The sequence below is a fragment of the Planosporangium thailandense genome (genome assembly GCF_011947195.1).
Classification (GTDB): domain Bacteria; phylum Actinomycetota; class Actinomycetes; order Mycobacteriales; family Micromonosporaceae; genus Planosporangium; species Planosporangium thailandense.
On the sequence record NZ_JAATVY010000003.1, the window covers coordinates 384,247 to 410,778 of the forward strand.

Consider the following 26,532-nt stretch of genomic DNA (forward strand, 5'->3'; position numbering starts at 1 on the left):
CCGATTGGGTCAAACTAGGCTGTCCCGCCACTGTTGATGCAGCCGCGCGTACCGGCCGCCATCGGACACGAGGGCGGCCGGCGCTCCGTCCTCCACGATCCGCCCGCCGTCGAGCACGAGCACCCGGTCGGCGATCTCCACCGTGGACAGCCGGTGGGCGATCACGATGGCGGTCCGGTCGGCGAGGATCGTACGCAGGGCGCGCTGCACCAGCCGCTCGGACGGGATGTCCAGCGACGACGTGGCCTCGTCGAGGATGAGCACGGCCGGGTCGGCCAGGAATGCCCGCGCGAACGCGACGAGTTGGCGCTGGCCGGCCGACAGCCGCCCACCGCGCTTGCGGACGTCGGTGTCGTAGCCCTCGGGGAGCGCCCGGATGAACCGGTCGGCACCGATCGCGCGGGCGGCCGCCTCGATCGCGTCCCGGCCGGCGCCGGGCCGGCCGAAGCCGATGTTGTCCGCGACCGTGCCGGAGAACAGGAAGTTCTCCTGGGTCACCATGACGACGGCGCGGCGCAGGTCGTCGTCGCCGATCTCGCGCAGGTCGATGCCGTCGAGGGTGACCGTGCCCTCGCTCGGGTCGTAGAACCGCGCCACGAGCTTCGCGACGGTCGACTTGCCGGCGCCGGTCGCGCCGACGACGGCGACCGTCTGGCCGGCCGGGATGTGCAGGTCGAGCCGGGGGAGGACCGGCCGGTCGGCGCGGTAGGCGAACCGTACGTCCCGCAGGCGGAGGTCACCGCGGGCCGCCGGCACCGGCGTCGGGTGGGCCGGCTCGGGTACGGCCGGCGGCTCGTCGAGCACCCCGGCGAGCTTCTCCAGGGCGGCGGTCGCCGACTGCAACGAGTTGTAGAACTGGCTCAGCTCCTGCATGGGTTCGAAGAAGCGCCGCAGGTACAGCAGGAACGCGGCGAGTACGCCGATCTCGGTCTGCCCGTGCAGCGCCCGGTAGCCGCCGTACGTGAGCACGACCGCGATGGTCACGTTGCCGACCAGCTTGATGCCGGGGGCGTAGATCGCGATCAGCCGCATCGCCTTGACGTTGGCCGCCCGGTAGTCGTCGTTGACCGCGTCGAAGATCTCCTGGTTGCGCGGCTCACGCCGGAACGCGTGCACCGCCCGCATGCCGCCCATCGACTCGACGAAGTGGACGATCACCAGCGCGACCGCCTCCCGGGTGCGCCGGTAGGCCCGCGCCGACGCGCGCTGGAACCAGCGCGACAGCGCCAGCAGGAACGGGAACGACACCATCGTGACCAGCGCCATCGGCCAGTCGAGCCAGAGCAGGATGCCCGCGACCGAGATCACCGACAGGCCGGCGAGGACGAGGTCCTCGATCCCGCCGTCGAGCAGTTCGCTGATGGAGTCCATGTCGCTGGTCAGCCGGGCCACCACCCGACCGGAGGTGTACCGCTCGTGGAAGTCGACGGACAGGCGCTGGAAGTGGTCGTAGACCCGGCGGCGCAGGTCGAACAGGATCGCCTGGCCGATGCGCCCGGACAGGGCGAGGAACCCGCGTTTGGTGACGTATTCGGTGGCCGCCGCCACGGCGAACGCCAGGGCGACCCCGACGAGCACGCCACCGTCGTGCCGGCCGCCCGACAGCGGTGGGATGCCCCGGTCGATGCCGAGCTTGACCAGGTACGGGCCGGCCATGGCGGCCGCGTTCTGGGCCAGCAGCAGCGCCACGGCCACCCACAGCAGCCGGCGATGGGGGCGCAGCAATGAACCGAGCAGCCGGCGGCTGCTCGTGCGCAGCCGTACGACCGACGCCGCGTCGCCGGCTTCCGCGGCCGTACGCTCCGCGTCGTCGTCGGGGGCGACCCCGCGCCAGGCGCGCACATCGATCGTCATGCGTGCACCTCCTCGTCGAGGTCGAGTTCGAGGTCGTCCTCGGCCTCCGCTTCAGGGTCCCCCTCCGCCTCCGCTTCGAGGTCGCCCTCGGCCTCCGCGGACAGCACCGCGCGGTACTCGGGAACGGTCGCGAGCAGTTCCGAGTGCGGGCCGACGGCGGCTATCTCTCCGTCAAGCAGCAGGGCCACCCGGTCGGCGAGCGCGACCGTCGAGGGGCGGTGCACCACGAGCAGCGCCGTCGTGTTCGCGAGCACGCGGGCCAGGGCCTGCTCGACGAGCGCCTCGGTGTGAACGTCCAGGGCGGACAGGGGATCGTCGAGCACCAGGACCCGTGGCTTGCCCAGCACGGCGCGGGCGAGCGCCAGCCGCTGCCGTTGCCCGCCGGACAGCGACAGCCCCTGCTCGCCGACGCGGGTGTCGAGACCCCACGGCAGGTCGTGGACGAACTCCGCCTGGGCCACCGACAGGGCCTCGGCGATGTCGTCGTCGCTCGCGTCGGGGCGGCCGAGCGTCAGGTTTTCCCGCACGCTCATCGAGAACAGGGTCGGATCCTCGAACGCCACGCCCACGATGCGGCGCAGCGAGCGGAGCCGGTAGTCCCGCACGTCACGGCCGTCGATGGTGATCCGGCCGGCGGTGACGTCGTACAGGCGCGGCACGAGCGAGACGAGGGTGCTCTTGCCGGAGCCGGTCGCGCCGACGATGGCGAGCGTCTCCCCGGGGCGGACATCGAGGTCGATGCGGTGCAGTACGGGCAGCTCGGCGCCCGGGTAGGCGAACCTGACACCCTCGAACCGGACGTGGCCCGCGACGTCGCGCGGCGCGACGGCGGCCGCCGCCGGGTGGTCGACGACCGACGGCTCGGTGTCGAGCACCTCGTAGATCCGGTCGGCCGCGGTCATGGCCTCCTGCCCGTTCGCGATGATCCAGCCGAGCGCGTCGATCGGCCAGACGAGCATGACCTGCAGCGACACGAACGCCACGAGGCCGCCCAGCGACAGCGCGCCGCGGGACACCTCCAGTGCGCCCACGACCAGGACCAGCGCCAGCGTCGCGTTGGGGATCAGGTCGAACTGCGACCAGGTGGTGGCGAGCATGCGCGCCTTGCCGACCGCGGTGTCGTGGACGCGGCCCGCGCCCTCGGCGAAGCGGGCGCCCTGGTGGCGGCGCCGGCCGAAGGACTTGATGACCCGGATGCCCTGCGCGGACTCCTCGATCTGGGTGGCGAGGTCGCCGAGCTGGTCCTGCATCCTCCGGGACGCCGTGAAGTACTGGCGGGTGAACCGCCTGCTCACGACGAACAGCGGCACCGCGCTCGCCGCCACCAGCAGCCCGAGCGGCCAGTGCAGGTGCAGCAGCAGCGCGACCACCGTGACGTAGGTGGCGGTGTTGACGACGAGGAAGATGAGACCGAACGACAGGAACCGCCGGATCACCGACAGGTCGCTGGTCGCGCGGGACAGCAGCTGCCCTGACTGCCACCGGTCGTGGAACGCGATGGGTAGCCGCTGGAGGTGCGCGTACAGGTCGCGGCGCAGCTGCGCCTCCATGCCGAGCGCGGAGGCGGACTGGGTCCAGCGCCGGATGAAGATGAGCACCGCCTCGACCACGCCCAGCGCGAGCGCGAGCGCGCCGAGCTCGAGCAGGCCGGCCGGGTCGCCGTGGCGCACCGGCCCGTCGACGACGCGCCGCACGACGAGCGGGACCACGATGCCGGCGCCGGTCGACGCGCTCGCGGCGACCAGCAGCCAGCTCATCTGAGCCAGGTAGGGGCGGACGTAGCGGCGGATCCGCCACAGGTTGCGTAGCCGATGAGGGACGACGGGGGAGTGGTCAGCGGCCGGCACGCCTCGAAGCTACCGACGGGGTCCGACGTTCTCCCATCGGTTTTCACCATCCGATGATCTTGATTTGTCGGCGCGCGCCGGCCCTGCCAGCGCAGATACGATGTGCGTAGACCGGTCAGAATATTTACGCCTCGTGGTCGAGTAGCCAGCGCTTGACCGGCAGCCCCCAGCGGAATCCGCCGAGCGATCCGTCGGTGCGCAGCACCCGGTGGCACGGCACGAACAGCGCCGCCGCGTTGCGGGCGCACGCCGAAGCGGCGGCGCGCACGGCGGCGGGCCGCCCCGACAGCGCCGCGAACTCGGTGTACGTGACCGGATGGCGCACCTCGCGCAGGGTCCGCCAGGCCTGTTCCAGGAACGCGCCGGAGCGCTGGCGTACCGGCACCGCGTCGACCGCCGCGATGTCACCCTCCAGATAGGACAGCACGGCCTTGGTGACCGGGCCGAGGTCCGCCCGCGGCTGCGGCTCCGACGTCGGTTTCAAAGCCGGGTGTACGAGCGTAGCCAGCAGTTCCGCGTCCGTGGTCCAGCCGCTCGCCAGTACCGTCTCGTCGCCGGCCAGCAGGATCGTGAACGGGCCGGCCGGGGTCTCCATGGTGGACGAATACCAGGTCATGCGTTCCTCCAGAGTCGGATCAGTGCGTACGAGCGCCAGGGCCGCCAGCGCGTCGCGTACCCGGCCAGCGCGGCCGGCTCGTCAGGTAGCCCGAGCGCCGCCGCGCCACGACGTACGCCCAGGTCGGTCGGTAGGAAGACGTCGGGATCGCCGAGGGCCCGCAGCGCGACGTAGCCGGCCGTCCACGGGCCGACACCCGGCAGCTCCAGCAGCTTTTCGGTGGCCTCGGCGCGGTCGGTGCCGTTGTCGAGTACGAGGTCCCCGCTGGCGACGGCGGCGGCGAGCGCCCGTACCGTACGCCGCCGCGTGGCCGGCATCGCGAATGCCTCGTCAGGGGCCTCCGCGACCGTGGCGGCGTCCGGGAAGAGCAGCTCGCCGGCCGTCGGTGCGCACGTCCGTACCAGCTTCCCGAGCACCGTACGGGCCGCGGCGACCGACACCTGCTGGCCGACCACCGCCCGTACGGCGAGCTCGAAGCCTTCGACGGCGCGCGGCAGGCGTACCCCGGGTTCTTTCTCGACCGTCTCCGCGAGCGCGGGGTCGGTGGCCAGCGCGGCGTCGACGGCGTGCGGGTCGGCGTCCAGGTCCAGCAGGCGACGGCAGCGCGCCACGGCCGGCGCGAGATCGCGCACGTCGGTCAGGCGGAGCGTGGCCTGCACGTACCCGTCGCGGGGCGTCAGCGACGCGGAGCCGGGGCCGTGCGGCAGGCGCAGCGTGCGCTGGTAGCGGCCGTCGTCGGCCAGCTCCACGCCGGGGATCGCGCGGGCCGCCAGGTACTCGAACAGCCCGTCCGCGTGCAGCGGAGCGCGGTACGGCAGCCGCAGCATGATCGTGCCGGGGGCGCCGGATGCGACGGCCGACGACCGCAGAGCCGACGGCGGCCGCCCGTACACGTCCCGGATCGTCTCGTTGAACTGCCGCACGCTGCGGAAGCCGGCCGCGAACGCGATCTCGGCCAGCCCGAGGTCGGTCGTCTCGATCAGGATCCGCGCGGTCTGGGCCCGCTGGGCGCGCGCCAGCGCGAGCGGGCCGGCGCCCAGTTCGGCGTGCAGCATCCGGTGCAGGTGCCGTTCGGTGTACCCGAGCCGACTCGCCAGGCCGGGCACGCCGGCCCGGTCGACCACCCCGTCGGCGATCAGCCGCATCGCGCGGGCCACGACGTCGGCCCGGTTGTCCCACTCCGGCGAGCCGGGCGCCGCGTCCGGGCGGCAGCGCAGACAGGCCCGGAAGCCCTCGCGCTGGGCGGCGGCCGCGGACGGCAGGAATCGGACATTCTGCCGTTTGGGCGTGACGGCGGGGCAGGACGGGCGGCAGTAGATCCGTGTCGAGGTGACGGCCGTGACGAACCAGCCGTCGAAGCGCGGGTCCCGGCTGTCGACCGCCCGGTAGCACCGTTCGAAATCCAGCTCCACGTGACCGATCCTGCACCCCCGACTAGCTGGATGCTTGCGGTTTTCGGACATGAGCGTGGTGGAGTCCGGCTGTCCGGGTGGGCGCGGTTGCCATGATCACCGTTGGCGCTGCGTAGACTCGTACGTCGTGAGTCTCAGCATCGGCATCGTCGGCCTGCCCAACGTCGGCAAGAGCACCCTGTTCAACGCGCTGACCAAGAACGACGTGCTCGCCGCCAACTACCCCTTCGCCACGATCGAGCCGAACGTCGGCGTGGTGGGCCTGCCCGACCCCCGGCTGGACAAGCTCGCCGAGCTGTACGACTCGGAGAAGATCGTGCCGGCGCCGGTGTCGTTCCTCGACATCGCCGGCCTCGTCCGCGGCGCCTCGAAGGGGCAGGGGCGGGGCAACGCGTTCCTGGCCAACATCCGCGACGCGTCCGCGATCTGCCAGGTCGTCCGCGCGTTCAGCGATCCGAACGTCGTGCACGTCGAAGGCAAGGTCTCGCCCGCCGACGACATCGAGACGATCAACACCGAGCTGATCCTGGCCGACCTGCAGACGCTCGAGAAGGCGGTGCCGCGGCTGGAGAAGGAAGCGAAGCTGCGCAAGGACCGGGCGCCGCTGGCCGCGGCCGCCAAGGCGGCCGCCGAGCTGCTCAACACCGGCACCACGCTGTACGCCGGGGCGGAGAAGGCCGGTATCGACGTCGCCGAGCTGCGCGAGCTGCACCTGCTCACGACGAAGCCGTTCCTGTACGTGTTCAACGTCGACGAGGAGGAGCTGGCCAACGAGGCCGCCCTCGACGAGCTGCGCGCGCTGGTCGCGCCCGCTGAGGCGATCTTCATGGACGCGCAGGTCGAATCGGAGCTGATCGACCTGCCCGAGGACGAGGCGCGCGAGCTGCTGGAGTCGATCGGCCAGCACGAGACCGGACTGCACCAGCTCATCCGGGTCGGCTTCCGTACGCTGGGCCTTCAGACGTACCTGACGGCCGGGCCGAAGGAGGCGCGGGCCTGGACGATCCCGATCGGGGCGACCGCGCCCGAGGCGGCCGGCGTCATCCACTCCGACTTCCAGCGCGGCTTCATCAAGGCCGAGGTCGTCGCGTACGACGACCTGATCGCGGCCGGCTCGATGGCGGCGGCGAAGTCCGCCGGCAAGGTGCGCATCGAGGGCAAGGAGTACGTGATGCAGGACGGCGACGTGGTGGAGTTCCGCTTCAACGTCTGAGCGACTTATTCGCGATCTTGGACACCTAGGCCGGTTATAGGTGGCCTAAGTGTCCAAGATCTAAGGAGACGGCGTCGGGGCGTGGCCGGCCCGCAGCCCGACCGCCTCCGGCGGGCTTTTCATTCCTGTTGACTACGGCCTGGGAAGAACTGGCGGACGGGCAGCAGCAGACCCGCTAGCGACAGCACGATGAACACGACTTGGTGTACATGGTCCTTGCCCGGCGGCAACCGGCCCACCAGATGCGTGACCCAGAAGGCGGGATAAAACCACAGCGTGAACCAGGCCCACCGGTCGCGGCCCCGGAATGGGATCACAGTAATCAGCACCCCGAACAGCCCAAAGCCGATCGAGGCCACGCCGACAGTTCGCATTAGCGGCTGATTGTCGGATGTCGGTACCGTCGCCACGATGAGGCCAAAGGCCAAGATGCCGACACCGACGACGACGAGGCAGATCCACCCGAGCCTTACGGAGAGCTTTTCCCGCTGCACGTGAGGAACCTATCGCCGGGCCGGCGTCCGTCACAGCCCCCAATGGACAATTCGTAAGCCGCGTGCTGGACTGCCCGTTCGGGCGTACGCAACGAGCCCCCGGGCCGGCAGCATGAGCGCCCTCGACGATAGCGGGAAGCGGGGTCGACCTGCAGTCATCTACGCTCATCACTGATGAACGCCGGTGCCCTGTACGCCTTCCTGTGCGCTCCGTTCGGCGCTCTCCTCGTGGCCGCGATGCCGTTTCCACTTCGACTGGAGCCGACGGCCGGCGTTGGGCGCGCCATGTGGTTCTGGACGGGCTTTGTGTGGCTAGGGACCTTCGTGGTCGGAGCGGCGGCGTTCACGGCTTGGTGGGCTGGTCCCGGTCGGTGGTGGGGGACCTTCCACGTGAGCCATCTTTTCCTTCCGCTCTGGGTGCTGACCCCCGGTTTGGCGGTCGCCGTCGTGCGGCTCACCCGCCGCATCAAGGTCCTGGCGCGTACGAGGAACACGACGTCGTGAAGTGCGTCGGCGACTACCTGATCCTGGTCAGCACCACGACAGGGATCACCCGCTGCGACTTCTCCTCGTGATCGGCGAAGAACGGGTACGTCTCTTTGAGCATGGTCCACAGCGGTGCCCGTTCCGCACCCTCGGCCGGGGTGGCCACCGCCTCGTAGGTCTCATCGCCGACCTCCACCGTGACCCGGGGGTTCGCCAGCAGATTGTGGTACCAGTCGGGGTGTTTGGCCGCCCCGGCGTTGGAGGCTATGACGAGCAGTCGGTCGCCGTCCCGGTGGTACATCATCGGGGTCGTATGGGGCCGGCCGCTCCTGGCACCGACGGTGGTCAGCAGGACGAGGCGGTCGCGGTGCATGCCCTCGATCTCGCCACCGCTGCGGAACTGCTCGATCACCCTACGGTTGATCTCCCTGACGTCCATCGTTCTCCGTATCTCCGTAACTGTTGCCTCTCGCTGTTGGGCCGGGCGCCGACGAAGGCGGCGATCGGGCCTACTGACGGCGTCCACGGCGACCCTCCCTATGGCACCGGATCATTGCCGCCGGCGCAAGGCATCACCAGGGACACGTGTACGCGCTGACTAGTGTTACAGCGTGATCTTCCGTGCAGCCGTGCGTGCCGACCTGCCCGCGATCGTCGCGCTCCTGGCGGACGACGTGCTGGGCAAGGCGCGCGACTTCGCCGTGGTGGACGACGCTTACGAGCGGGCGTTCGCCGATATCGACGCCGACCCGCGCAACCTGCTCCTCGTGGCGGAGGACGCAGGGGAGGTGGTGGCCTGCCTGCAGCTCACGTACATCCCCGGGCTGGGCCGCCACGGCGCCGAACGGGCGCTCGTCGAGGCCGTCCGGGTCCGGTCGGACCGCCGCGGGCAGGGGATCGGCGCAAAGCTCATGGCGTGGGTGATCGAACAGGCCCGACAGCGCGGCTGTGGGCTGGTGCAGCTCACCACCGACAAGTCGCGTGTCGACGCACATCGGTTCTACGCCCGGCTCGGCTTCGTCGCCAGCCATGTAGGCATGAAGCTGCCCCTGCGGTAGGCGCGGTGCGGGACGCCGTAGCGCGGATCGAATACTCTCGACCCCCGTTGGGCTGCGGCGGCCGGTAGGAGAATCCGATGACGTTGGTGGGCAGGGAGTGCCCTGACTGCAAGCGGACGGTCACGGTCGAGTTCGAGCAGACCGTCACGGGACGCGAGGTCTGCCCCGACTGTGCCCGGGCATTGCTGACCGGTTCGGCGGTCGGCGCCATCACCTCCGACGTCGGTGCCGGGTTCGGGGTGTGGGCGATGTCGATGCGGCGGATCAGGCGAACGTGTTGACCCGCCGGTATCAGGCGGTGAGGAACGGGACGGCGACCGCCCGGAACTGTTCCGGGCTGCGGCTGTGTACCCGGTGACCGGCCGGAATCGTGGCCAGTTCGCCGCGCGGGATCGTCCGGGACACCTCGGCCAACCGGTCCGACGGCACGTGGCTGGCCGGACCGCCGGAGACGACCAGTGCCGGTGCGCTGACCGCCGGCAGCCGGTCCCACCAGGCCGGGTCCGGAACACGTAGCTGTCTGACCGCGGATACGACCGCCCGCGGGTCGAAGCCGCGGCGAACGGCGAGTATGCCCAGAGCCGGCAGCAGGAACCGCGCCCTGGACAGGCCGTGGGGATCGGCAGGCGCGCGAGGTGGAACCGGCGGCTCCTCGAGGACCAGGCGGGTGACCCGCTCGGGCTGCCGCTGGGCGATCAGGGACGCCACGTGGCCGCCCAACGAGTGCCCGACCAGTGCGATGTTGTCGAGGGCCCGGGCGTCCAGCAATCCGAGGATGTCGTCGAGGAACCCGGCCAGCGGATAGATCGCGGTGCGCGAACTGCCGCCGTGCCCCCGCAGGTCCGGGGCAATGACGTGATGCCCCGCCGCCACCAGGGCGGCGGCGAGCCCGTCCCAGGTGGCCGCGCTGCTACCGCCACCGTGCAGCAGGACGGTCGGTCGCCCGTCCGGGTCGCCGGCCTCCCGGTACCGGATGGTGACCCCGGCGACCTCGACACCGCGGATACCTACGCCATGGCGCGTCACGGTCATCTGTGTACCAACGGCCGGCAAGCCAGCCGCCGGTCGAGCGTCGGTTCAGGCGCTGTCGAGTACGTTCTTTGCGATGCGGTCGGCGATGCCGCTGTCGATGGCGGCCGCCGCCGCGCTGGTGGGCTTACGCCGGGCCTGACTTTCGAAGCAGGCGACGAACTCCTCGCCCAGCGTCAGGCGAGGGATCTGCCGGACGACCTCAGCGCGGAAGTCGGCGGGCCACTTGTCCGGGTTCCGTCCTGAGATGTCGAGGCCGGTGGCGATCTCCAGCAGGTGTCCCTCGGGATCCGCGTCAGGGTCGACGCTGTCCCACATGTGCCGAACGATGATCTCCGCCGCCCGGGTACGCCGCTCCACCGGCCATCCGGCCCCCGCACCGAAGACCCACGCGACGTGACCGCCGGCCTCTTCGAAGGCAACGGTGTGGCTGTCGAACTCCTTCGCCAGGCCGATGTCGTGCAGCATCGCCGACACGTACAGCAGTTCCGCGTCGAAGGCGATGCCGCGCTCCATGCCGTACGAGGCTGCCCAGATGTAGGAGCGGAGGCAGTGGTTCGCCAGGGCGGGGGAACAGTACGCCGTCGCCACCTCCCGGGCGGCACGCGCGGCGGAGGTGTCGGGGACTGGGACATCGTCGAGATTCACTGCGCCAGTCTTGCCGATCATCGCGCCGGGCCGCTACGGCCGATCAGCGCAATTGCGTGCGATGTCTGTGGTCACCGACGATCGTGGCGCATACTGGTGCGGTGGCGAAGACATCGATAGTCATCGGTATCACTATCCGCCTGTTCCTGCTCGTCATGGCGGTGTGGTTGACCGTCAGCGTCGTCGTGCCGACCCGCGATCCGTTGGCTCTCGACGTCGTCACGGTGGTGGTTCTCGCCGTCGTCGCGTTGATCGGTCCGGCCCGGCGGTTCCTGCTCGCGTCGGTCGTGGGCCGGCGGGAGAGCCGGGTGCGGCTCGGCCGCTGAGTCGGGCTCCCGCAGGTGGCCGCGGTCAGGCGGTTGCGGTCAGGCGGACCGGGCGATCGCCTGGTACATCGCCTCGATGCGGGCGGCGAGCGTGACCTCCCCGTCGGAGAGCGTCCCGTCGTCCGGCGTACACAACTTGATCTGCGTGTGCCCGTCCAGGCGGCGCACCTGAGGGTGCAACTGCAGCGCGTCGGCGACGACCTTGATGCGCTCCGCGAGCGCGGCGTGCTGTGAATCGTCGAGCAGGAGCGTGCGCCGGAACTCCCGACCGTCGCGGGTCCACCCGTCGAGCAGGCCCAGGGCGTCCGTCAGGTAGTCCTCGTGATTGCCGCTCCGGCGAGCGCGCATTATGCCGCCTTTCAGGCTTCGTTGCCGGCTCGTGGCCGAATCGAGGCCTCCTCGTTGTCATTTGGTGCCTGCCAGTCTGGCCTGCGACCACCTGATGTGTCCATGCGTACAGTCGGTCCGTCCGGTGACTTATCGGACACCTCACCTGCCCGAACGGGTGATTTTTCTGGCACTCTTGACCATCGTGTATAACGAACAGGCCACTCCGGCGGTCGTGGTGGGCGCGGCCATCGTCGCCGGCCACCGCGTACTCGCCTGCGCCCGCGCGGATCAGCCGGAGGCGTCCGGTCGCTGGGAGTTCCCGGGCGGGAAGGTCGAACCGGGTGAGGATGACGCCACCGCGCTCGCCCGCGAATGCCGTGAGGAGCTGGGGGTGCGCGTCGCGGTGGGCGCCCGCGTCGGCCCCGAGGTCCCGCTCGGCGGTGGCAGGGCCGTGCTGCGCGTGTACCTGGCGTCGCTGCGCGACGACGACGAGCCGCGGCTGACCGAGCACCTGGAGATGCGCTGGCTCACCGCCGACGAACTGTTCGATGTGTGGTGGATGCCGGCGGACGTACCGGTCGCGCAGGCGCTTCAGCCGCTTCTGGCCGCGGGAACGAGCACCCCGGCCGCGACCTGACGCCCGGTTGGGCACCGGCCGACCGGCCAGGGCACGATCAGCAGCATGACCGAGCTGACCTATCCCGAGGTCGGTGCCACCCGCGGCGACGAGCTGCCACCGGGGTACCGGCACGTGCGGCGACACGACAAGCTGGGCGACGGCGCCGAGGCGTTCCGGCGCGCCGCTGCCGGCCTCCGCGGGTGGAACATGCAACGGCGCGCGGGCCTGCGGGTACCCGCCTCGACCCCGCCGCCCGAGCCGGGCGTACGGGTGACGATGCGCGCGGCGTTCCTGCGGGTGCCGTGCCAGGTGGTGTGGGTCATCGACGAAGAACGCCGGTACGGGTTCGGCTACGGGGCGCTGCCCGGACACCCGGAGATCGGCGAGGAGGCGTTCGTCGTGTCCCTCGACGACGGCGGTCAGGTGTGGCTGGACATCAGGGCCTTCAGTCGGCCGGGCCGCTGGTACACCCGGCTGGCCGGGCGGCTGGGCTGGCTGGTCCAGGACGTGGCGACGAGCCGTTACGTGGCGGCGATGCGGCGCATCGCCGCCACGTGATCCGGGTGGATCGGCTCAGCCCTCGTCGGTCCGCGACGGGTGCTGGTAGTTGATGTCGTCGACCGGCAGCGGCAACGGTACGTCGTCGCCGAACGGCGACTGCGCGCCCGCCATCTGTCCGGTGAACTCGGTGACCGGCAGCCTGCCGTCGGAGCCGACCGGCGCGGCCTGCCCGGCGGGGGCTTCCCGGTGCCAGTTCATGCTGATCTCGCCCTGGGCCTGGTGCGAGGCGGCGTGCTCCGCCGGCGTCGAGGGGCTGCCCGCGTCGGGCTGACGCGACGACGCCGGTCGTTCGGCTGTTGCGACCCCGGTGGTCGTGTGTCCCGCAGGTCTGTCGAGCTGATCCCGATGGAAGATCTTCGAGCCCAGCCATGCAATCGGGTCGTACCGGCGGTCCACCGCGCGCTCCTTCATCGGGATGATCGCGTTATCCGTGATCTTGATGTGCTCGGGGCACACCTCTGTGCAACATTTCGTGATGTTGCAGTACCCGATGCCCTGCTCTTCAACCGCCAGGTCCTTGCGGTCGGTCCGGGCGTCGAGCGGGTGCATGTCCAGCTCAGCGGCCCGGATGAAGAAGCGCGGGCCGGAGAAGGCCTTCTTGTTCTCCTCGTGGTCGCGGACGACGTGGCAGACGTTCTGGCAGAGGAAACACTCGATGCACTTGCGGAACTCCTGCGAGCGCTCCACGTCGACCTGCTGCATCCGGTACTCGCCCGGGGCGACCCCCGCGGGCGGGGCGAACGCCGGCAGTTCCCGCGCCTTCTGGTAGTTGAAGGACACGTCCGTGACCAGGTCGCGGATCACCGGGAAGGTGCGCAGCGGGGTGACGGTGACCGTCTCGGTCGCCTCGAACGTCGACATCCGCGTCATGCAGCCCAGCCGCGGCTTGCCGTTGATCTCCATCGAGCAGGAGCCGCACTTGCCCGCCTTGCAGTTCCAGCGGACCGCGAGGTCGGGCGCCTGGGTGGCCTGCAGGCGGTGGATGATGTCGAGCACGACCTCACCGTCGTTGACCTCGACCTGGAAGTCCTCGAGCTGACCGCCGTCGGCGTCACCGCGCCAGACCCGGAAGTTGCGAACCTCGCCCATCACGCACCCGCCTTCCCGGCGAGAGCATCGAACTCCGCCAACTCCTCGTCCGTCAGGTACTTCGAAAGCTCGGCCCGGTCGAACAGCTCCATCAGCTCCGGGCGCATCTTCGGCAGCGGCTTGCGCTCGAGCTGGACGTCTTCGCCCCGCAGCGAGCAGACCAGGTTGACCCGGCGCCAGCTCGGGTCCATCTTCGGGAAGTCCTCGCGGGTGTGCCCGCCGCGCGACTCCTCGCGTTCCAGGGCCGCCTTGGCCGTGCACTCCGAGACGATCACCATGTTGCGCAGGTCGAGCGCGAGGTGCCAGCCGGGGTTGTAGCGACGGCCACCGCCCACGCCGACCTTCTTGATCCGCTCCTTGAGATCGGCGAGCCGGGCGAGCGACTCCTCCAGCTCCGACCGGCGCCGGATGATGCCGACCAGGTCGTTCATCGTCTGCTGTAGCTCGCTCTGCAGCGCGTACGGGCTCTCGCCGCCCTCACCGCGGCCCAGCGGCGCGAGCGCGGTCTCCACGGCGGCGTTGACGGCCGCCGGCGAGACCTTGACGGGCCGGGCGGCCTCGTCGGCGTAGCGCGCCGCGTACTCGCCCGCGCGCTTGCCGAAGACCAGCAGGTCGGACAGGGAGTTGCCACCGAGCCGGTTGGAGCCGTGCATGCCGCCGGAGACCTCACCGACGGCGAAGAGCCCGGACACCGCGGCCGCCTCCGTGTCCGGGTCGACCTCGACCCCGCCCATCACGTAGTGGCAGGTCGGGCCGACCTCCATCGGCTGCTTCGTGATGTCGACGTCGGCCAGCTCCTTGAACTGGTGGTGCATCGACGGCAGCCGCTTGATGATCACCTCGGCCGGCATCCGGGTCGACACGTCGAGGAAGACGCCACCGGCGGGGGAGCCGCGCCCGGCCTTCACCTCGGCGTTGATCGCCCGGGCCACCTCGTCACGCGGCAGCAGCTCCGGCGGGCGGCGGTTGTTGTCCGGGTCGGTGTACCAGCGGTCGGCCTCCTCCTCGGTCTCGGCGTACTGCTTGCGGAACACGTCCGGGACGTAGTCGAACATGAACCGCTTGCCCTCCGAGTTGCGCAGCACGCCGCCGTCACCGCGCACCGACTCGGTCACGAGGATCCCCTTGACCGAGGGCGGCCAGACCATCCCGGTCGGGTGGAACTGCACGAACTCCATGTTGATCAGCGCCGCGCCGGCCCGCAGGGCGAGCGCGTGGCCGTCGCCGGTGTACTCCCAGGAGTTCGAGGTGACCTTGAAGGACCGGCCGATGCCGCCGGTGGCGAGCACGACCGCCGGCGCCTCGAACAGCACGAACTCGCCGGACTCCCGGTAGTACCCGAAGCAGCCGGTGATGCGGTCGTTCTCGACGAACAGCTCGGTGATCGTGGTCTCGGCGAAGACCCGGATCCGCGACTCGTAGTTGCCGGTCGCGGCGAAGTCCTCCTGCTGCAACGAGACGATCTTCTGCTGCAGGGTACGGATCAGCTCCAGACCGGTACGGTCGCCGACGTGCGCCAGGCGCGGGTACTCGTGGCCGCCGAAGTTGCGCTGGCTGATCTTGCCGTCCTTGGTGCGGTCGAACAGCGCGCCGTAGGTCTCCAGCTCCCAGATCCGGTCCGGGGCCTCCTTGGCGTGCAGCTCGGCCATCCGGAAGTTGTTGAGGAACTTGCCGCCCCGCATGGTGTCGCGGAAGTGGACCATCCAGTTGTCGCGGCTGTTGACGTTGCCCATGGCGGCGGCCGCGCCGCCCTCGGCCATGACGGTGTGCGCCTTGCCGAACAGGGACTTGGAGATGATCGCCGTCTTCTTGCCGGCCAGCCGGGCCTCGATCGCCGCCCGCAGGCCCGCGCCGCCGGCACCGATCACGACGACGTCGTAGTTGTGTCGCTCGATGTTGGTCATTGCGTCCCTCAGTGGATGAAGCGCAGGTCGGAGATCCAGTTGGCCGAGACCGCCATGACGTACGCGTCGGTCACCATCAGCGTGCCGAGCGTGGTCCACGCCAGTTGCATGTGCTTGGCGTTGAGCTTCGACACGAAGCCCCAGGCGCGGTAGCGCAGCGGGTGCTTGGAGAAGTGCTTGAGCCGCCCACCCACGATGTGCCGGCAGGAGTGGCACGACACCGTGTACGCCCACAGCAGGATCACGTTTACCAGCAGGACGAGGTTGCCGAGGCCGAACCCGAAGCCCTGCGGGCTGTGGAAGGCTCGGATGGCGTCCCAGGTGTTGATGATCGAGATCAGGACCGCCGCGTAGAAGAAGTACCGGTGGGCGTTCTGGAAGATCAGCGGGAAGCGGGTCTCACCGGAGTACGTCCTGTGCCCGTCGGGCACCGCGCAGGCCGGCGGCGACATCCAGAACGAGCGGTAGTAGGCCCGGCGGTAGTAGTAGCAGGTGAGCCGGAACAGCAGCAGGAACGGCAGGGTCACCGCGGCGAACGGGATGATCGGCCAGTCCGGCAGGAAGCGGCCGAACTCGGCGGCCTCCGCTGTGCAGCCCTTCGACACGCACGGTGAGTAGAACGGCGTGAGGTAGTGATAGTCGCTGACGAAGTACCACTTCTGCATGAAGGCGCGCACCGTGGCGTAGGCGACCCACAGTACGAGCAGGCTCACGGTCAACAGTGGCGCCAGCCACCACCGGTCTGTGCGCAACGTCTTCGCCGCAATCGCGGCGCGTGGCCGTGCCCCGGCCGGCGTCGTTGCCGTCGTCGTCATCGTTGCTCCGCTCCCTGGACAGGGTGAGTGATGCGTCTCGTCGTCTTCGGTCTGGCCGTGGGACGCGGGGGAAGACGGCTGTCCTGCGCAGGTCATCGCCGGCCTACCCGCCGCTGTGCGTCGATGCACACGTTACGCCGACTGTGATCGAAGACACGTCCGGGCAGTGTGATCGAGAACACGTGACAAGCAGTCTCGCGCGTCGCCACGCCGTTGCGGAAGCGGGGAGCGGAGCAATCCTCCTAGGGTGTGCGCAAGATCACTCTTAGGGTGCGGCGAATGCGCAAGATCCGCGCAAGGTGCCACATTTTGCTGCCATCTCGCGCGTCGAGGCAGCAATGTGTGACACCTTGCGCGGAATCTGGAAAGGCCTCAGCCGGAGGCGCCGCCGGTGAAGTTCCATGAGGCCAGGCGTACCGCGGGGGCCACGAACGACTCGCTGCCCCAGTCACCCGGCTGCGCGACCAGGTGCGATCCGACGCCGAGCACCGCCCCGGGGGCGAGCGCCTGCGGGTACGCCTGCGTGAATCGGAAGTTCTTCACCGGCTGCGTGATCTCGCCGTCCTCGATCAGCCAGACCCCGTTGCGGGTCAGGCCGGTGACGACCAGCGGGCGGGGGTCGAGCACCCGGGTGTACCAGAAGTCCGTCACCAGCAGGCCCCGCCGCACCCCGGCGACCAGCGCGAGTACCGAGGCGTCCGCGGCCGGACCGGCCGCCTCGCCCGCCGGCGTCTCCGGCCCCGGCGGCACCATGGTCATCCCGAGCGGGATCGGCCCCATCGCCCGCGCGCCCGGGAACGCGTCGCCGGTCGACTCGGTACCGGCCTGCGCCGCGGTACGCCGATCGTGGGCGACGTTGCGGGTCACGCCGGCCGCGACCAGTTCGAGGCGGCGCTTCGGGGTGCCCTCCGAGTCGAACGGCAGCCCCAGCGCCCGGGGCGCCGTGACATCCTCGACGATCGTCACGGCCGGGTCGAACTGCTGCTCGCCCGGCTGGGCGAACGAGCGGCGCTCCAGGTACGCCTTGCCGTTGAAGCCGTACATCGCGAAGTTGCGCAGGAGGTCCACCACCGCGTCGGACTCCAGTACCACCTCGTAGCGACCGGGTGGCAGCTCGACCGGGTCCTGGCTGGCGAGCGCCTTGGCCGCGGCGCGGGCGCCCAGCACGGCGCCGTCGATGTCGGCCATCCGGTACGAGGCGAGCCGGGCGACCCCGTCCGAGGTGCCGGTCCGGGCGATGCCGTCCATCGCCGCCTCCGTCGTCGCGCCGGCCAGCGACTGGCCGGCCGAGTTGGCGAACGCGGCGCTGACGTAGTTGACCCGGAAGTACCCGGCGGTGGTCAGGCCGCCCGCCGCGTCGATGAACGCGCGTACCCGCAGGGCCCGCTCCTCGGGCGTCGCGGCCACCGTGGCTTCGTCGACGTTTCCCGACGTCGCGGCCGGCGCCGTCGGGGTCAGGCCGGGCCAGCCCGGATCCGGCGGGCTCAGCCGGGTCGCGGCGGCGGTCCGCTCGACCAGCGCGCGCAGGCCGTCCCCGAGCTGGGTGCTGGACCCGACGGCGGTACGCCCGTCCAGGTGCAGCCGCAGCCGCACGCTCGTGACCGTGTCGGCCACGTTCTGGTGGATGTACGAGTTGGCGAACCGGGTCAGCGCCAGCTCCTGGCGCGTGACCAGCACCTCCGCCTCGGCGTCGGCCCCGGACACCGCGCGCACCAGGTCGAGTACCTCGCCGGCGACATCCAGCTGCGTCTCCACATGAGTGGTCATCCGCGCACCCCCACCCGTACGTTGGCGAACCGCGCCGGCGCCGCCGGGTGGCCGGTGTGGCCGACCTGACCGGGCTGGCCCTTGCCGCAGTTGGGCGTGCCCCAGGCGACGATCTCCGACGAGAGCATGTCCATCGACTGCCAGAACTGCGGCCCGATGCCCGTGTACGTGGGATTGCGCAGCATCCGGCCGAGCCGCCCCTTCTTGACCTCGTACCCGACCTCGCAGCCGAACTGGAAGTTCAGCCGCTTGTCGTCGATCGACCAGGAGCGGTTGATGTCCATGAACACACCCTCGTCGGTCGCGTCGATGATCTCCTCGAGGGTGTGCGGCCCGGGCTGGAGACCCACGTTGGTCATCCGCACCATGGGCAGCCGCGCCCAGCCGTCGGCCCGTACGCTGCCGGCGTAGTCGAGTCCGGCGACGGACGCGGAGTCCCGGCCGGCGAGCACACCGACCCAGGTCCCGTTCTGTACGGCGTGCCGCGGCGCGGCGGGCGTGCCCTCGTCGTCGTAGCCGAATGACCCGAGCGCGCCGGGGATCGTCGGGTCGATGGTGATGTTCATCAGCTCGGACCCGTACCGCATGCTGCCGAGCTGCGCGAGGTCCAGCCAGGAGGTGCCGGCGAAGGCGGCTTCCCAGCCGAGGATGCGGTCGAGCTCGATCGCGTGCCCGACGGATTCGTGGATCTGCAGCGCCAACTGCTCGCCGCCGAGGATCAGCGTGGTCTCGCCCTGGGGGCACAGCGGCGCTGTGAGCAGCGCCCGCGCCTCGTCGGCGATGCGGGCGGCGTGGGCGCGCAGGTCGATCTCGTCGATCAGTTCCCAGCCTCGGGTGCCGTACTGGCCTCGGTAGGACGGGTACGACCGGCGCTGGGTCTCGCCGTCGCCGATCACCGTCGCCGAGATCCCCGCGCCGCACTCCCGGATGTGCTGGTCGATGCGGTGCCCCTCGGACGAGACGAACCACTTGCGGGTGTCCCAGATCTGGTAGATCCCCTCCGCCACGTCGGCGCCGTGCTGGTGGGACTCGGCCGTCGCCTCGGCCAGCAGGTCACCCTTGTCGGACAGGGCCACGCCGAGCGGGTCGATCTCGCAGGCGCTGGCCCACGAGTCGACGCTGGCGGTCACGGAGACGAGATCGACCGCGGGCCCCGGGGCCCCGGTGCTGGCTTTGGCGATGGCGGTGGCGGTGGCCCCGGCCGTACGCGCGGCGGCGTCGGTCAGGTCGGGTACGGCGAAGAATCCCCAGCTGGAGCCGACCAGCGCGCGGACCCCGATGCCGGCGTCCTCGTCCTGGCTGAGCTCCTCAATCTCGCCGTTGCGGGCGTTCATCGACTCGTGGCGTCGGTGCATCACCCGTGCGTCGGCGTACCGTGCGCCGGCGGCGAGCGCCGCCTCCACCGCCGCGGTCGCTGCGTCGAAGTGGGTCATGACTTCGACCATATGCCCGCTCCATGATCACGGAAACTTTTCCGTGATCCGGCATGGAAAAGTTTCCGTGATCATGGATTGGTCGCGGCGTGCGCCTCCGCCAGCTCGTCGATGCGGCGGGCGAGCGAGATGTCCTTGCCCGTCACGCCGCCCTCCGAGTGGGTGCTCAGCGTGAACGTCACCGTCCGCCAGCGGATGTCGATGTCCGGGTGGTGGTCGGCGTCCTCGGCGGCCTCCGCCACCTCGACCACGAGCCGGATCGCGGCGGGGAAGCTGGGCGCGGTGAGGGTACGGCTGATCGCGCTGGTGTCGCCGGACCAGCCGTCCAGGTCGGCCAGGGCGCTGGTCACCTCGTCTGCGGAGAGCAGGTCTGCCATGGCCCCATCATGACGGCAGCGAGCGGCGGATGAAATCCAGCTCCAGGCGTAGCAGGCGCTCGCTCAGGCCGCCGGCCGCCATGTGGGTCGCGCCGGTCAACGGGATCATCGAGTGCGGCCGCCCGGCCGCCAGCAGCGCCCCCGACAGCCGCAGCGTGTGCGCCGCCACCACGTTGTCGTCGACCATCCCGTGGATGAGCAGCATCGGCCGCGCGTCGCCCGGTTCGATCGGCGGTTCGGCCGCGATCTCGAGCAGCGAGTTGTGGACGTACACGTCGCCGCCGTCGTCGGGCAGGCCCAGGTAGCGCTCGGTGTACGCGGTGTCGTACAGCGTCCAGTCGGTGACCGGGGCGCCGGCGACCGCGCAGTGGTAGACGTCCGGCCGGCGCAGGACGGCCAGCGCCGACAGGTAGCCGCCGAACGACCAGCCGCGAATCGTCACCCGCGACAGATCCAGGTCGGGGTGCTTGTCGGCCAGCCCGGTCAAGGCGTCCACCTGGTCGGCGAGGATCACGTCGGCGAAGCGCCGGTGGATCGCCTTGTCGAAGCTGGGCGACACGCCGGGCGTACCCCGGTTGTCGATGACCACCACCGCGAAGCCGGCGTCGGCCCACCACTGGCGCTCGACCCAGCGCGACCGTACGGCCACCACCTCCTGGTGGCCGGGCCCGCCGTAGATGTCCACCAGTACCGGCAGCCGGCGGCCGGCCACGTGGTTGCGCGGGTACAGCACACCCGTGGGTAGCTGCCGGTCGGTGACCCGCTGCAGGACCGGGCGGGGCGTGTACGGCGGGGTGGCCGCCATCGATCTCAGCTCACCGACCGGCTCGTCGCGCCGGTACACGCGGTACCGCGTGCCGGCGTGCTCCAGCGACAGCTCGCCGATGAGCAGGGTCTCCCGGGCGGCGTGCGCGATGTACCAGCCGGCGGCCGTGGTGACCCGGCGCGCGTCGACCCCGGAGCCGCCGGCCGTCGTGCGGACCCGGAAGATGTGCTGCTCGCTGGGGTCGCCGTCGGTCGCCTCGATGATCAGGTCGTTGTCTATGCGCCCGCTGACGCGCCGCACGTACAGGTTGGGCGGGGTGATGAGGCTGCCGTCGGCGAACAGGCACCGGGCGTCGTAGCCGTCGTGGGCAAGCTCCCCGCCGACCAGCACCCGGCCGTCGGGCAGGTGCGCCGGCGTACCGGGTACCGGCTCGACCCAGCGCGGGTCGGCGAGCTCGGCGTGGACCTGGGTCTCCCCGGTACGCGGGTCGACCGACAGCACCAGGCCGTGCTGCTGGAGCCGGCGCAGCACGGTGATCAGCGGGCCGCCGCTCTCGCTCCACGAGACGTTGACCAGGTACGGGTAGGTCTCCCGGTCCCAGTGCACGTCGACCCAGCCGCCGTCGAGGTCGAGCAGGTGCAGGGTGACCTCGGCGTTGCGGCCGCCGGCGTGCGGGTACGCCACGGTCGTCGACGGCTGCTCGGGGTTGGCGGGGTCGTGCAGGTGCCAGCGCGGCACCCGGGCCTCGTCGACGCGGGCGGCCAGCACCGCCCGGCCGTCCGGCGACCACCAGTACCCGCGGAAGCGGTGGAACTCCTCGGCCGCGATGAACTCGGCGAGCCCCCAGGTCACCCCGTCCTCGGCCGCGAGTACCTGGTCGTTGCCGTCCAGGTCGACCACGTGCAGCGCCCCCGAGGAGACGTACGCGATGCGCTGGCCGGTCGGGTCGATGCGGGGGTCGACGACCGCGCCCGCGGACGGGATCTCCCGTACGTCGCCCGCGGCGAGGTCGGTGTGGAAGAGCCGGCCGGCGAGCGCGAAGACCGCGGACGCTCCGGTCGGGGCGGTGGCGTACGAGCCGATGCCGCTGGCCGACAGCCGCAGCCGCTCGCGCAGCGCGCGCTCGGCGGCGGGTAGGTCCGCAGTCCCCGCCAGCAGCCGCGCCGGGTCGGCCACCAGGCGCTCCTGTCCGGTGGCGACGTCGAACACCCACAGTTGGTCGGCCGGATCCTCCGGCCCGGACGATCGCAGGAAGACGACGTGCGCGCCGTTGGGGGTGACTGCCACCGCCCGCGGTGCGCCGTAGGTGAATCGACGGGTACGTGCTGCCAGCTCCGGGTAATCCACCCGCAAATGTTCCCTCGCCGGTCAGCGGGTTGTCATGCGGGTGGGGTGTCACGCGGTGCGTACAGTTGCACGCGTGAGTGCAGCCGGGGAGATCACCGCCGCCCAGCGGATCATGTTGGTACACGCCCATCCGGACGACGAGACGATCGGCACGGGGGCGACGATGGCCCGGTACGCCGCCGCGGGGGCGCACGTCACGCTCGTCACCTGCACTCTCGGCGAGGAGGGCGAGATCCACGTCCCCGAGCTCACGGGGCTGGCCGCCGGTGCGGCCGACCAGCTCGGCGGGTACCGCATCGCCGAACTGGACGCCGCGTGCGCGGCCCTCGGGGTGACCGACCACCGCTTCCTCGGCGGCGCCGGCCGCTTCCGCGACTCCGGGATGATGGGGCTGCCCACCAACGACCACCCGCGCGCGTTCTGGCAGGCGGATCTCGATGTCGCAGCCGGCCTGCTGCTCGACGTCATCCGTGAGGTGCGCCCGCAGGTCCTGGTCACCTACGACCCGAACGGCCTGTACGGCCACCCCGACCACATCCAGGCGCACCGGGTGGCGATGCGGGCGCATCAGCTCGCCGGTGATCTCGCGCCGGCCAAGGTGTACTGGACGGCGGTGCCGCGCAGCGCGCTCGCGGCCGGGATGGAGGCGTTCGCCCGGTCCAGCGACAACCCGTTCGCGGGTATCGACAACGTCGACGACCTGCCGTTCGGCTGTCCCGACTCCGAGATCGCGGCCCGGATCGACGCGGAGAAGTTCGCCGAGGCGAAGCTGGCCGCCATCCGCGTGCACGCCACCCAGATCCCGCCCACGTCCTGGCTGTACTCGCTCGCCGGCGACCCCACCGGCCAGTCCCTGGGCGTCGAGCACTACCGGCTCGCGATGGGGGAGAAGGGGCCCGGCAACGGCCCGAACGGCTGGGAGGAAGACCTGTTCGCCGGCCTCGACGTGGCCATGACCAGCCCCGCGGGCGCATGACCATGACCGACGCGCACGTGCCGGTGGGTGCGCCGACCGCCCCGTCATCGGGCGCCGGCGGTGGGTGGCTGGCCTGGGTCGGCGGGGTGATCGCCGTGGGGCTCGCGGCCATGTCGGCGCTCTGGGAGGCGTTCCTCACGCCGCTGGCCTGGACCTGGACCAGCGGCGGGCACGCGCACTACGTGCGGATGCCGGTCGCGCTGGTGCTGGCGGTCGTCGGCAACGCGGCGCTGGCGTGGTTCACCCGGGCGGTGACCGGCAAGGTCCTCGCGATACTGGCGCCGTTCGCCGTCTACACGGCCGTCATGCTGGTCGCCGCCGGCAAGACCCACGAGGGTGACCTCGTGCTGGCCGCTAACAACTGGGTCGCGGTGGCGACGTTGATCGTCGGGCCGACGTCGTTCGCCGTGGCGGCGTACTGGCTGGTCATCCGGTCGATCCGGCGTCCAGGGTAGTCACGGCAAATTCCCAGGATCTTCCGCTGGACTCCGTCCGGCCCGGTGCGCCATCCTCCCGTACGTGGCCGAGCGGCCACCTCGGTACGGGAGGCATCCGGTGACGCGACGATGGTTGCCGGCCGGCATTCTCGCTGGCGCGCTTTTTGTGACAAACGTGATTGCCCGCTGGACGGCGCGGCTGTTCGCCGGCCACGACGACCGGTTCACGACACGGATCGGGTTGGGGGCGCTGGTCGTGGTCGCCGTCGTGATGGCGGTGGCCGCGTTCTGGTGGGCCCGGCCGCACCCGATGTCGCGGGTGGCCGGCGACCTGGCGCTCGGCGCCCTGGCCGGTTGCGTGCTGTCGGTGCTGGTCGGTCCGCTGCTGGCGGGGTCGACGCCGGTACGTGACGGCGTCGACTTCTTCATCAACCAGATCGTGTTCTTCCTGGCGGTGGCGATCGCCGGCGCGGTGCTCGGGTTCCTCGTCGTGACGGCGCTGGGGCAGGACTACAAGTCCCAGTCGTGGAAGCGGTACGCGGAGCAGTTGCGGGCGCGGCCGCGCCGGGTGGTCCGTCGCTGATCTCTCCGCCGATCTTGGACACCTGGCGGGCCCATGGCACCGCTAAGTGTCCAAGATCGCGGGCTAGGCGGGCGGTGCGGTCCAGGTCACGTACGCGTGGTGCGTGCGGAAGCCGAGCGGCGCGTACATCGCGACGGCCGCCGTGTTGCGCTCCTCCACCTGCAGGTAGGCGCGGGTGGCGCCGGCCCCGGCCGCCCACCGGGCGAGCGACGCCACGACCGCCCGGCCCAGGCCACGGCGGCGGTGCGCCGGGTCCACCGTCACCAGGGAGAGGCCCAGCCACTCCGGGTGCCCGTCGGCGATGACTCCACGGCCGACCGCGATCGGGCTGCCGTCCGGGGCGTAGATGCCGGCGTAGCGCGCCAGTGGCACGCCGGTGATGATCCGGCGCGCGGCGTCCGGCAGCGTGCCCTTGTAGCCGGCCACCGCCGCGAGCCAGGCGTCCGGCGGCGCGGCGTCCAGGCGTACCTCGATCTCGGCGCCCGCAGCCGCCGTCACGTCGGCCAGCGCCGCCGTCTGTACGAGCGTCGGGGGCGCCGGTGTCCAGCCCCGGTCGGTCACCTCGACGGTGATCCGGCCGCCGACCGGGTCGGGCACGGTGATCTTCGGCGGGAGGCCCCGGTCGGCGTACCACGTCTCGACGGCGTCGACGGCGGCGCGCAGCGTACGACCCGGGTCGCCGAGCGGCAGGGCCGAGTTGCCGCGCGCCGTCCAACCGGAGGCGGCCCGCAGCAGCCACTCGCCGAGGCGGGCCTGCTCGGGCGCCGGCCAGCCGGCGGCGGCGACGCGCTCGAGGGTCTCCGTCGCGGTCGGGCGCCGCCGGTCGGGTACCCGTTTCGCGTGGGTGATCTCGGCGCGGGGCACGCGCACGACCCGTTCCACGGTGCGGACTGTGAGATCCCTCTCGGTGAGGTCGACGAGTTCGCCCAAAATATCGGAAAAGACCGGACGATCGGCTCGAACTCCCACCCGGCGCCGCACCACGACACGATGCCCGACATCGTGTGGCCCTAGCACGATCGACCACCTCCCGGGCGGGATACTAGGCTCGTACGGGCCGCGTCCGGGGGCCGGTGCGGCGTTCAGTGCGGAGGGATGAGCCGTGACCTACATAATCGCCGAGCCGTGCGTCGATGTGCTCGACAAGGCGTGCATCGAGGAGTGCCCGGTCGACTGCATCTACGAGGGCAACAGGATGCTCTACATCCACCCGGACGAGTGCGTCGACTGCGGCGCCTGCGAGCCGGTCTGCCCGGTCGAGGCGATCTTCTACGAGGATGACGTGCCGGACCAGTGGAAGGAGTACACGGGCGCGAACTACGAGTTCTTCGAGGACCTCGGTTCGCCCGGTGGGGCCTCCAAGGTAGGCAAGATCAGCAAGGACGCGCCCTTTGTCGCCGCCCAGCCACCGCGCGGGGGCGAGCACTGACACCGGAGTCAACGGTCGCGCAGCCGGGTCTGTCCGCCCGGCTGCCCGACTTCCCGTGGGACCGGCTGGAGCCGGCCAAGGCGCTGGCCGCCAAGCACCCCGACGGACTGGTCGACCTGTCCGTGGGCACCCCGGTCGACCCGGTGGCGCCGCTCGTACGCGCGGCGCTGACCGGGGCGTCCGACGCCCCCGGCTACCCGCTGACCGCCGGCACCCCGCAGCTACGCGCCGCGATCTCCGACTGGGTGTCGCGGTCGTGCGGGGCCACCGGCGAGTTCGACGTGCTCCCGACGATCGGCTCCAAGGAGCTGGTGGCCTGGCTGCCGACGCTGCTCGGCATCGGGCCCGGCGACGTCGTCGTGATCCCGTCGGTGTGCTACCCGACGTACGAGGTCGGCGCCCGGCTCGCCGGTGCGACCGTCGTGCGCTCGGACTCGCTGCTCGCGGTCGGGCCGGCGCGGGTGAAGCTCGTCTGGGTCAACTCGCCGGCCAACCCCACCGGCCGGGTGCTGCCCGCCGAGCACCTGCGCAAGGTCGTCGACTGGGCGCGCGAGCGCGGCGCGGTCGTGGCCAGCGACGAGTGCTACCTGCCGCTGCCGTGGGAGGCCGAACCGGTCTCCGTCCTGTCGGTGTGCGGCGACGACCTGTCCGGCGTGCTGGCCGTGCACTCGCTGTCGAAACGCTCCAACCTCGCCGGCTACCGCGCCGGCTTCGTGGCCGGCGACCCGGCCCTCGTACGTGAGGTGCTGGCGGTGCGCAAGCACGCCGGCATGATCGTGCCGACGCCGGTGCAGGCGGCGATGGTCGCGGCGCTGGGCGACGAGTCGCACGTGGCCGAGCAGCGCGAGCGGTACGCGCGGCGGCGGACCAGGCTGCGGGAGGCGTTGACGGCGGCCGGTTTCACCATCGACCACTCCGAGGCCGGCCTCTACCTGTGGTGCACCCGTGGCGAGGACGGCTGGGACACCGTGGACTGGCTCGCCGACCGGGGCATTCTCGCCGCGCCCGGCGAGTTCTACGGGCCGGCCGGGGCACGCCACGTCCGGATCGCGCTGACCGCCTCCGACGAGCGGGTGGACGCGGCGGTCGCGCGGCTCAGCCGGTGACCGGCCGTGC

General features: G+C 71.2%; 29 protein-coding genes. 12 read left to right on the plus strand and 17 right to left on the minus strand.

The genetic code is table 11. The annotated features are described in order from the left end of the window. Window positions 1-9: 9 nt before the first annotated feature. The 4 genes from HC031_RS07265 to HC031_RS07280 all read right to left on the minus strand — a co-directional run bounded on the left by HC031_RS07265 (window position 10) and on the right by HC031_RS07280 (window position 5,729). A complete protein-coding gene (locus HC031_RS07265) occupies window positions 10-1,854 on the minus strand; it encodes an ABC transporter ATP-binding protein (protein ID WP_167924373.1) in 1,845 nt (614 codons plus the stop codon). Continuing rightward, complete coding sequence (locus HC031_RS07270) at window positions 1,851-3,611, minus strand: ABC transporter ATP-binding protein (RefSeq protein ID WP_167924499.1); 1,761 nt, start codon at window positions 3,609-3,611, stop codon at window positions 1,851-1,853. Before HC031_RS07270 ends, HC031_RS07265 begins: the two co-directional genes overlap by 4 nt. Before the next feature lie 214 nt (window positions 3,612-3,825). Then, entirely contained in the window at window positions 3,826-4,317 is a 492-nt protein-coding gene (locus HC031_RS07275; RefSeq protein ID WP_167924374.1) for a methylated-DNA--[protein]-cysteine S-methyltransferase, read from the minus strand. Further along, window positions 4,314-5,729, minus strand: coding sequence for an AlkA N-terminal domain-containing protein (locus tag HC031_RS07280; RefSeq protein ID WP_167924375.1), 1,416 nt, complete (start codon window positions 5,727-5,729; stop codon window positions 4,314-4,316). The genes HC031_RS07275 and HC031_RS07280 overlap by 4 nt, the downstream gene beginning before the upstream one ends. A gap of 127 nt (window positions 5,730-5,856) precedes the next feature. Here HC031_RS07280 and ychF point away from each other — a divergent pair, with 127 nt between their 5' ends. Continuing rightward, window positions 5,857-6,942 carry a redox-regulated ATPase YchF gene (gene ychF, locus HC031_RS07285; RefSeq protein WP_167924376.1) on the plus strand — a complete coding sequence of 362 codons (1,086 nt, stop codon included), beginning with the start codon at window positions 5,857-5,859 and terminating at the stop codon, window positions 6,940-6,942. 119 nt (window positions 6,943-7,061) lie between these two features. Here the strand turns inward: ychF and HC031_RS07290 are convergent, their stop codons facing one another. After that, entirely contained in the window at window positions 7,062-7,436 is a 375-nt protein-coding gene (locus HC031_RS07290; RefSeq protein ID WP_167924377.1) for a hypothetical protein, read from the minus strand. 174 nt (window positions 7,437-7,610) lie between these two features. On the opposite strand from HC031_RS07290, the gene HC031_RS07295 reads away from it, so the two are divergent. Then, window positions 7,611-7,940, plus strand: a complete 330-nt coding sequence (locus HC031_RS07295; RefSeq protein ID WP_167924378.1) for a hypothetical protein — start codon at window positions 7,611-7,613, stop codon at window positions 7,938-7,940. 13 nt (window positions 7,941-7,953) lie between these two features. Here the strand turns inward: HC031_RS07295 and HC031_RS07300 are convergent, their stop codons facing one another. Then, on the minus strand, window positions 7,954-8,361 hold the full coding sequence (locus HC031_RS07300; protein ID WP_167924379.1) for a nitroreductase family deazaflavin-dependent oxidoreductase: 408 nt from the start codon (window positions 8,359-8,361) through the stop codon (window positions 7,954-7,956). A 172-nt stretch (window positions 8,362-8,533) separates the two neighbouring features. On the opposite strand from HC031_RS07300, the gene HC031_RS07305 reads away from it, so the two are divergent. Further along, window positions 8,534-8,980 carry a GNAT family N-acetyltransferase gene (locus tag HC031_RS07305; protein WP_167924380.1) on the plus strand — a complete coding sequence of 149 codons (447 nt, stop codon included), beginning with the start codon at window positions 8,534-8,536 and terminating at the stop codon, window positions 8,978-8,980. 77 nt (window positions 8,981-9,057) lie between these two features. Continuing rightward, complete coding sequence (locus HC031_RS07310) at window positions 9,058-9,261, plus strand: hypothetical protein (RefSeq protein WP_167924381.1); 204 nt, start codon at window positions 9,058-9,060, stop codon at window positions 9,259-9,261. 10 nt (window positions 9,262-9,271) lie between these two features. Here HC031_RS07310 and HC031_RS07315 read toward each other — a convergent pair whose 3' ends face one another. Then, window positions 9,272-10,006 (minus strand): alpha/beta fold hydrolase, encoded by a 735-nt coding sequence (locus tag HC031_RS07315; RefSeq protein ID WP_205862353.1) that lies wholly within the window; start codon window positions 10,004-10,006, stop codon window positions 9,272-9,274. A 51-nt stretch (window positions 10,007-10,057) separates the two neighbouring features. Then, a complete protein-coding gene (locus tag HC031_RS07320; RefSeq protein ID WP_167924383.1) occupies window positions 10,058-10,657 on the minus strand; it encodes an HD domain-containing protein in 600 nt (199 codons plus the stop codon). 101 nt (window positions 10,658-10,758) lie between these two features. On the opposite strand from HC031_RS07320, the gene HC031_RS07325 reads away from it, so the two are divergent. Continuing rightward, window positions 10,759-10,983: a hypothetical protein gene (locus HC031_RS07325; protein WP_167924384.1), complete on the plus strand. Its 225-nt coding sequence runs from the start codon at window positions 10,759-10,761 to the stop codon at window positions 10,981-10,983. 39 nt (window positions 10,984-11,022) lie between these two features. Here HC031_RS07325 and HC031_RS07330 read toward each other — a convergent pair whose 3' ends face one another. Further along, complete coding sequence (locus HC031_RS07330) at window positions 11,023-11,331, minus strand: 4a-hydroxytetrahydrobiopterin dehydratase (protein WP_167924385.1); 309 nt, start codon at window positions 11,329-11,331, stop codon at window positions 11,023-11,025. A gap of 184 nt (window positions 11,332-11,515) precedes the next feature. Between HC031_RS07330 and HC031_RS07335 the strand changes: the two genes are divergently transcribed. Together HC031_RS07335 and HC031_RS07340 are read left to right on the plus strand one after the other, a co-directional pair. Next, complete coding sequence (locus HC031_RS07335; RefSeq protein WP_338090519.1) at window positions 11,516-11,950, plus strand: (deoxy)nucleoside triphosphate pyrophosphohydrolase; 435 nt, start codon at window positions 11,516-11,518, stop codon at window positions 11,948-11,950. 45 nt (window positions 11,951-11,995) lie between these two features. Continuing rightward, window positions 11,996-12,490, plus strand: coding sequence for a DUF1990 family protein (locus HC031_RS07340; RefSeq protein WP_167924386.1), 495 nt, complete (start codon window positions 11,996-11,998; stop codon window positions 12,488-12,490). Between the two features lie 15 nt (window positions 12,491-12,505). Here HC031_RS07340 and HC031_RS07345 read toward each other — a convergent pair whose 3' ends face one another. The 7 genes from HC031_RS07345 to HC031_RS07375 form a co-directional block, all read right to left on the minus strand. After that, window positions 12,506-13,582, minus strand: coding sequence for a succinate dehydrogenase/fumarate reductase iron-sulfur subunit (locus HC031_RS07345; protein WP_167924387.1), 1,077 nt, complete (start codon window positions 13,580-13,582; stop codon window positions 12,506-12,508). Next, the gene (locus HC031_RS07350; protein WP_167924388.1) at window positions 13,582-15,486 is read right to left on the minus strand and encodes a fumarate reductase/succinate dehydrogenase flavoprotein subunit; all 1,905 of its coding nucleotides are present in this window, start codon (window positions 15,484-15,486) and stop codon (window positions 13,582-13,584) included. The genes HC031_RS07345 and HC031_RS07350 overlap by 1 nt, the downstream gene beginning before the upstream one ends. A gap of 8 nt (window positions 15,487-15,494) precedes the next feature. Next, window positions 15,495-16,301 carry a hypothetical protein gene (locus HC031_RS07355; protein ID WP_167924389.1) on the minus strand — a complete coding sequence of 269 codons (807 nt, stop codon included), beginning with the start codon at window positions 16,299-16,301 and terminating at the stop codon, window positions 15,495-15,497. Between the two features lie 372 nt (window positions 16,302-16,673). Further along, window positions 16,674-18,068: a TldD/PmbA family protein gene (locus HC031_RS07360; RefSeq protein WP_167924390.1), complete on the minus strand. Its 1,395-nt coding sequence runs from the start codon at window positions 18,066-18,068 to the stop codon at window positions 16,674-16,676. Next, entirely contained in the window at window positions 18,065-19,501 is a 1,437-nt protein-coding gene (locus HC031_RS07365; RefSeq protein WP_167924391.1) for a TldD/PmbA family protein, read from the minus strand. The genes HC031_RS07360 and HC031_RS07365 overlap by 4 nt, the downstream gene beginning before the upstream one ends. A 71-nt stretch (window positions 19,502-19,572) precedes the next feature. After that, complete coding sequence (locus tag HC031_RS07370; protein ID WP_167924392.1) at window positions 19,573-19,878, minus strand: 4a-hydroxytetrahydrobiopterin dehydratase; 306 nt, start codon at window positions 19,876-19,878, stop codon at window positions 19,573-19,575. Between the two features lie 7 nt (window positions 19,879-19,885). Then, window positions 19,886-21,991, minus strand: coding sequence for a prolyl oligopeptidase family serine peptidase (locus HC031_RS07375; RefSeq protein ID WP_167924393.1), 2,106 nt, complete (start codon window positions 21,989-21,991; stop codon window positions 19,886-19,888). A gap of 112 nt (window positions 21,992-22,103) precedes the next feature. Between HC031_RS07375 and mshB the strand changes: the two genes are divergently transcribed. The 3 genes from mshB (at window position 22,104) to HC031_RS07390 (ending at window position 23,987) form a co-directional block, all read left to right on the plus strand. Continuing rightward, on the plus strand, window positions 22,104-22,967 hold the full coding sequence (gene mshB, locus HC031_RS07380) for an N-acetyl-1-D-myo-inositol-2-amino-2-deoxy-alpha-D-glucopyranoside deacetylase (protein ID WP_240942238.1): 864 nt from the start codon (window positions 22,104-22,106) through the stop codon (window positions 22,965-22,967). A 2-nt stretch (window positions 22,968-22,969) separates the two neighbouring features. Continuing rightward, window positions 22,970-23,422, plus strand: coding sequence for a hypothetical protein (locus HC031_RS07385; protein WP_167924395.1), 453 nt, complete (start codon window positions 22,970-22,972; stop codon window positions 23,420-23,422). Between the two features lie 148 nt (window positions 23,423-23,570). Continuing rightward, a complete protein-coding gene (locus HC031_RS07390; RefSeq protein WP_167924396.1) occupies window positions 23,571-23,987 on the plus strand; it encodes a hypothetical protein in 417 nt (138 codons plus the stop codon). A 63-nt stretch (window positions 23,988-24,050) separates the two neighbouring features. On the opposite strand, the gene HC031_RS07395 is transcribed toward HC031_RS07390, so the two are convergent. Beyond that, window positions 24,051-25,004 (minus strand): GNAT family N-acetyltransferase, encoded by a 954-nt coding sequence (locus tag HC031_RS07395; RefSeq protein WP_167924397.1) that lies wholly within the window; start codon window positions 25,002-25,004, stop codon window positions 24,051-24,053. Between the two features lie 85 nt (window positions 25,005-25,089). Between HC031_RS07395 and fdxA the strand changes: the two genes are divergently transcribed. Further along, a complete protein-coding gene (gene fdxA, locus HC031_RS07400) occupies window positions 25,090-25,416 on the plus strand; it encodes a ferredoxin (RefSeq protein WP_167924398.1) in 327 nt (108 codons plus the stop codon). Between the two features lie 29 nt (window positions 25,417-25,445). Beyond that, complete coding sequence (dapC, locus tag HC031_RS07405; protein WP_205862425.1) at window positions 25,446-26,522, plus strand: succinyldiaminopimelate transaminase; 1,077 nt, start codon at window positions 25,446-25,448, stop codon at window positions 26,520-26,522. Window positions 26,523-26,532 lie beyond the last annotated feature (10 nt).

Bases quoted from the DNA above. Each gene is read 5' to 3' on its own strand.
- HC031_RS07275 (WP_167924374.1), bottom strand. From the start codon at position 4,317: ATGACCTGGTATTCGTCCACCATGGAGACCCCGGCCGGCCCGTTCACG.
- HC031_RS07355 (WP_167924389.1), bottom strand. From the start codon at position 16,301: ATGACGACGACGGCAACGACGCCGGCCGGGGCACGGCCACGCGCCGCG.
- mshB (WP_240942238.1), top strand. From the start codon at position 22,104: ATGTTGGTACACGCCCATCCGGACGACGAGACGATCGGCACGGGGGCG.
- HC031_RS07310 (WP_167924381.1), top strand. From the start codon at position 9,058: ATGACGTTGGTGGGCAGGGAGTGCCCTGACTGCAAGCGGACGGTCACG.
- HC031_RS07340 (WP_167924386.1), top strand. From the start codon at position 11,996: ATGACCGAGCTGACCTATCCCGAGGTCGGTGCCACCCGCGGCGACGAG.
- HC031_RS07360 (WP_167924390.1), bottom strand. From the start codon at position 18,068: ATGACCACTCATGTGGAGACGCAGCTGGATGTCGCCGGCGAGGTACTC.
- HC031_RS07350 (WP_167924388.1), bottom strand. From the start codon at position 15,486: ATGACCAACATCGAGCGACACAACTACGACGTCGTCGTGATCGGTGCC.
- HC031_RS07365 (WP_167924391.1), bottom strand. From the start codon at position 19,501: ATGACCCACTTCGACGCAGCGACCGCGGCGGTGGAGGCGGCGCTCGCC.
- HC031_RS07265 (WP_167924373.1), bottom strand. From the start codon at position 1,854: ATGACGATCGATGTGCGCGCCTGGCGCGGGGTCGCCCCCGACGACGAC.
- HC031_RS07345 (WP_167924387.1), bottom strand. From the start codon at position 13,582: ATGGGCGAGGTTCGCAACTTCCGGGTCTGGCGCGGTGACGCCGACGGC.
- HC031_RS07330 (WP_167924385.1), bottom strand. From the start codon at position 11,331: ATGCGCGCTCGCCGGAGCGGCAATCACGAGGACTACCTGACGGACGCC.
- HC031_RS07370 (WP_167924392.1), bottom strand. From the start codon at position 19,878: ATGGCAGACCTGCTCTCCGCAGACGAGGTGACCAGCGCCCTGGCCGAC.
- HC031_RS07300 (WP_167924379.1), bottom strand. From the start codon at position 8,361: ATGGACGTCAGGGAGATCAACCGTAGGGTGATCGAGCAGTTCCGCAGC.
- HC031_RS07385 (WP_167924395.1), top strand. From the start codon at position 22,970: ATGACCGACGCGCACGTGCCGGTGGGTGCGCCGACCGCCCCGTCATCG.
- HC031_RS07270 (WP_167924499.1), bottom strand. From the start codon at position 3,611: ATGAGCTGGCTGCTGGTCGCCGCGAGCGCGTCGACCGGCGCCGGCATC.
- HC031_RS07295 (WP_167924378.1), top strand. From the start codon at position 7,611: ATGAACGCCGGTGCCCTGTACGCCTTCCTGTGCGCTCCGTTCGGCGCT.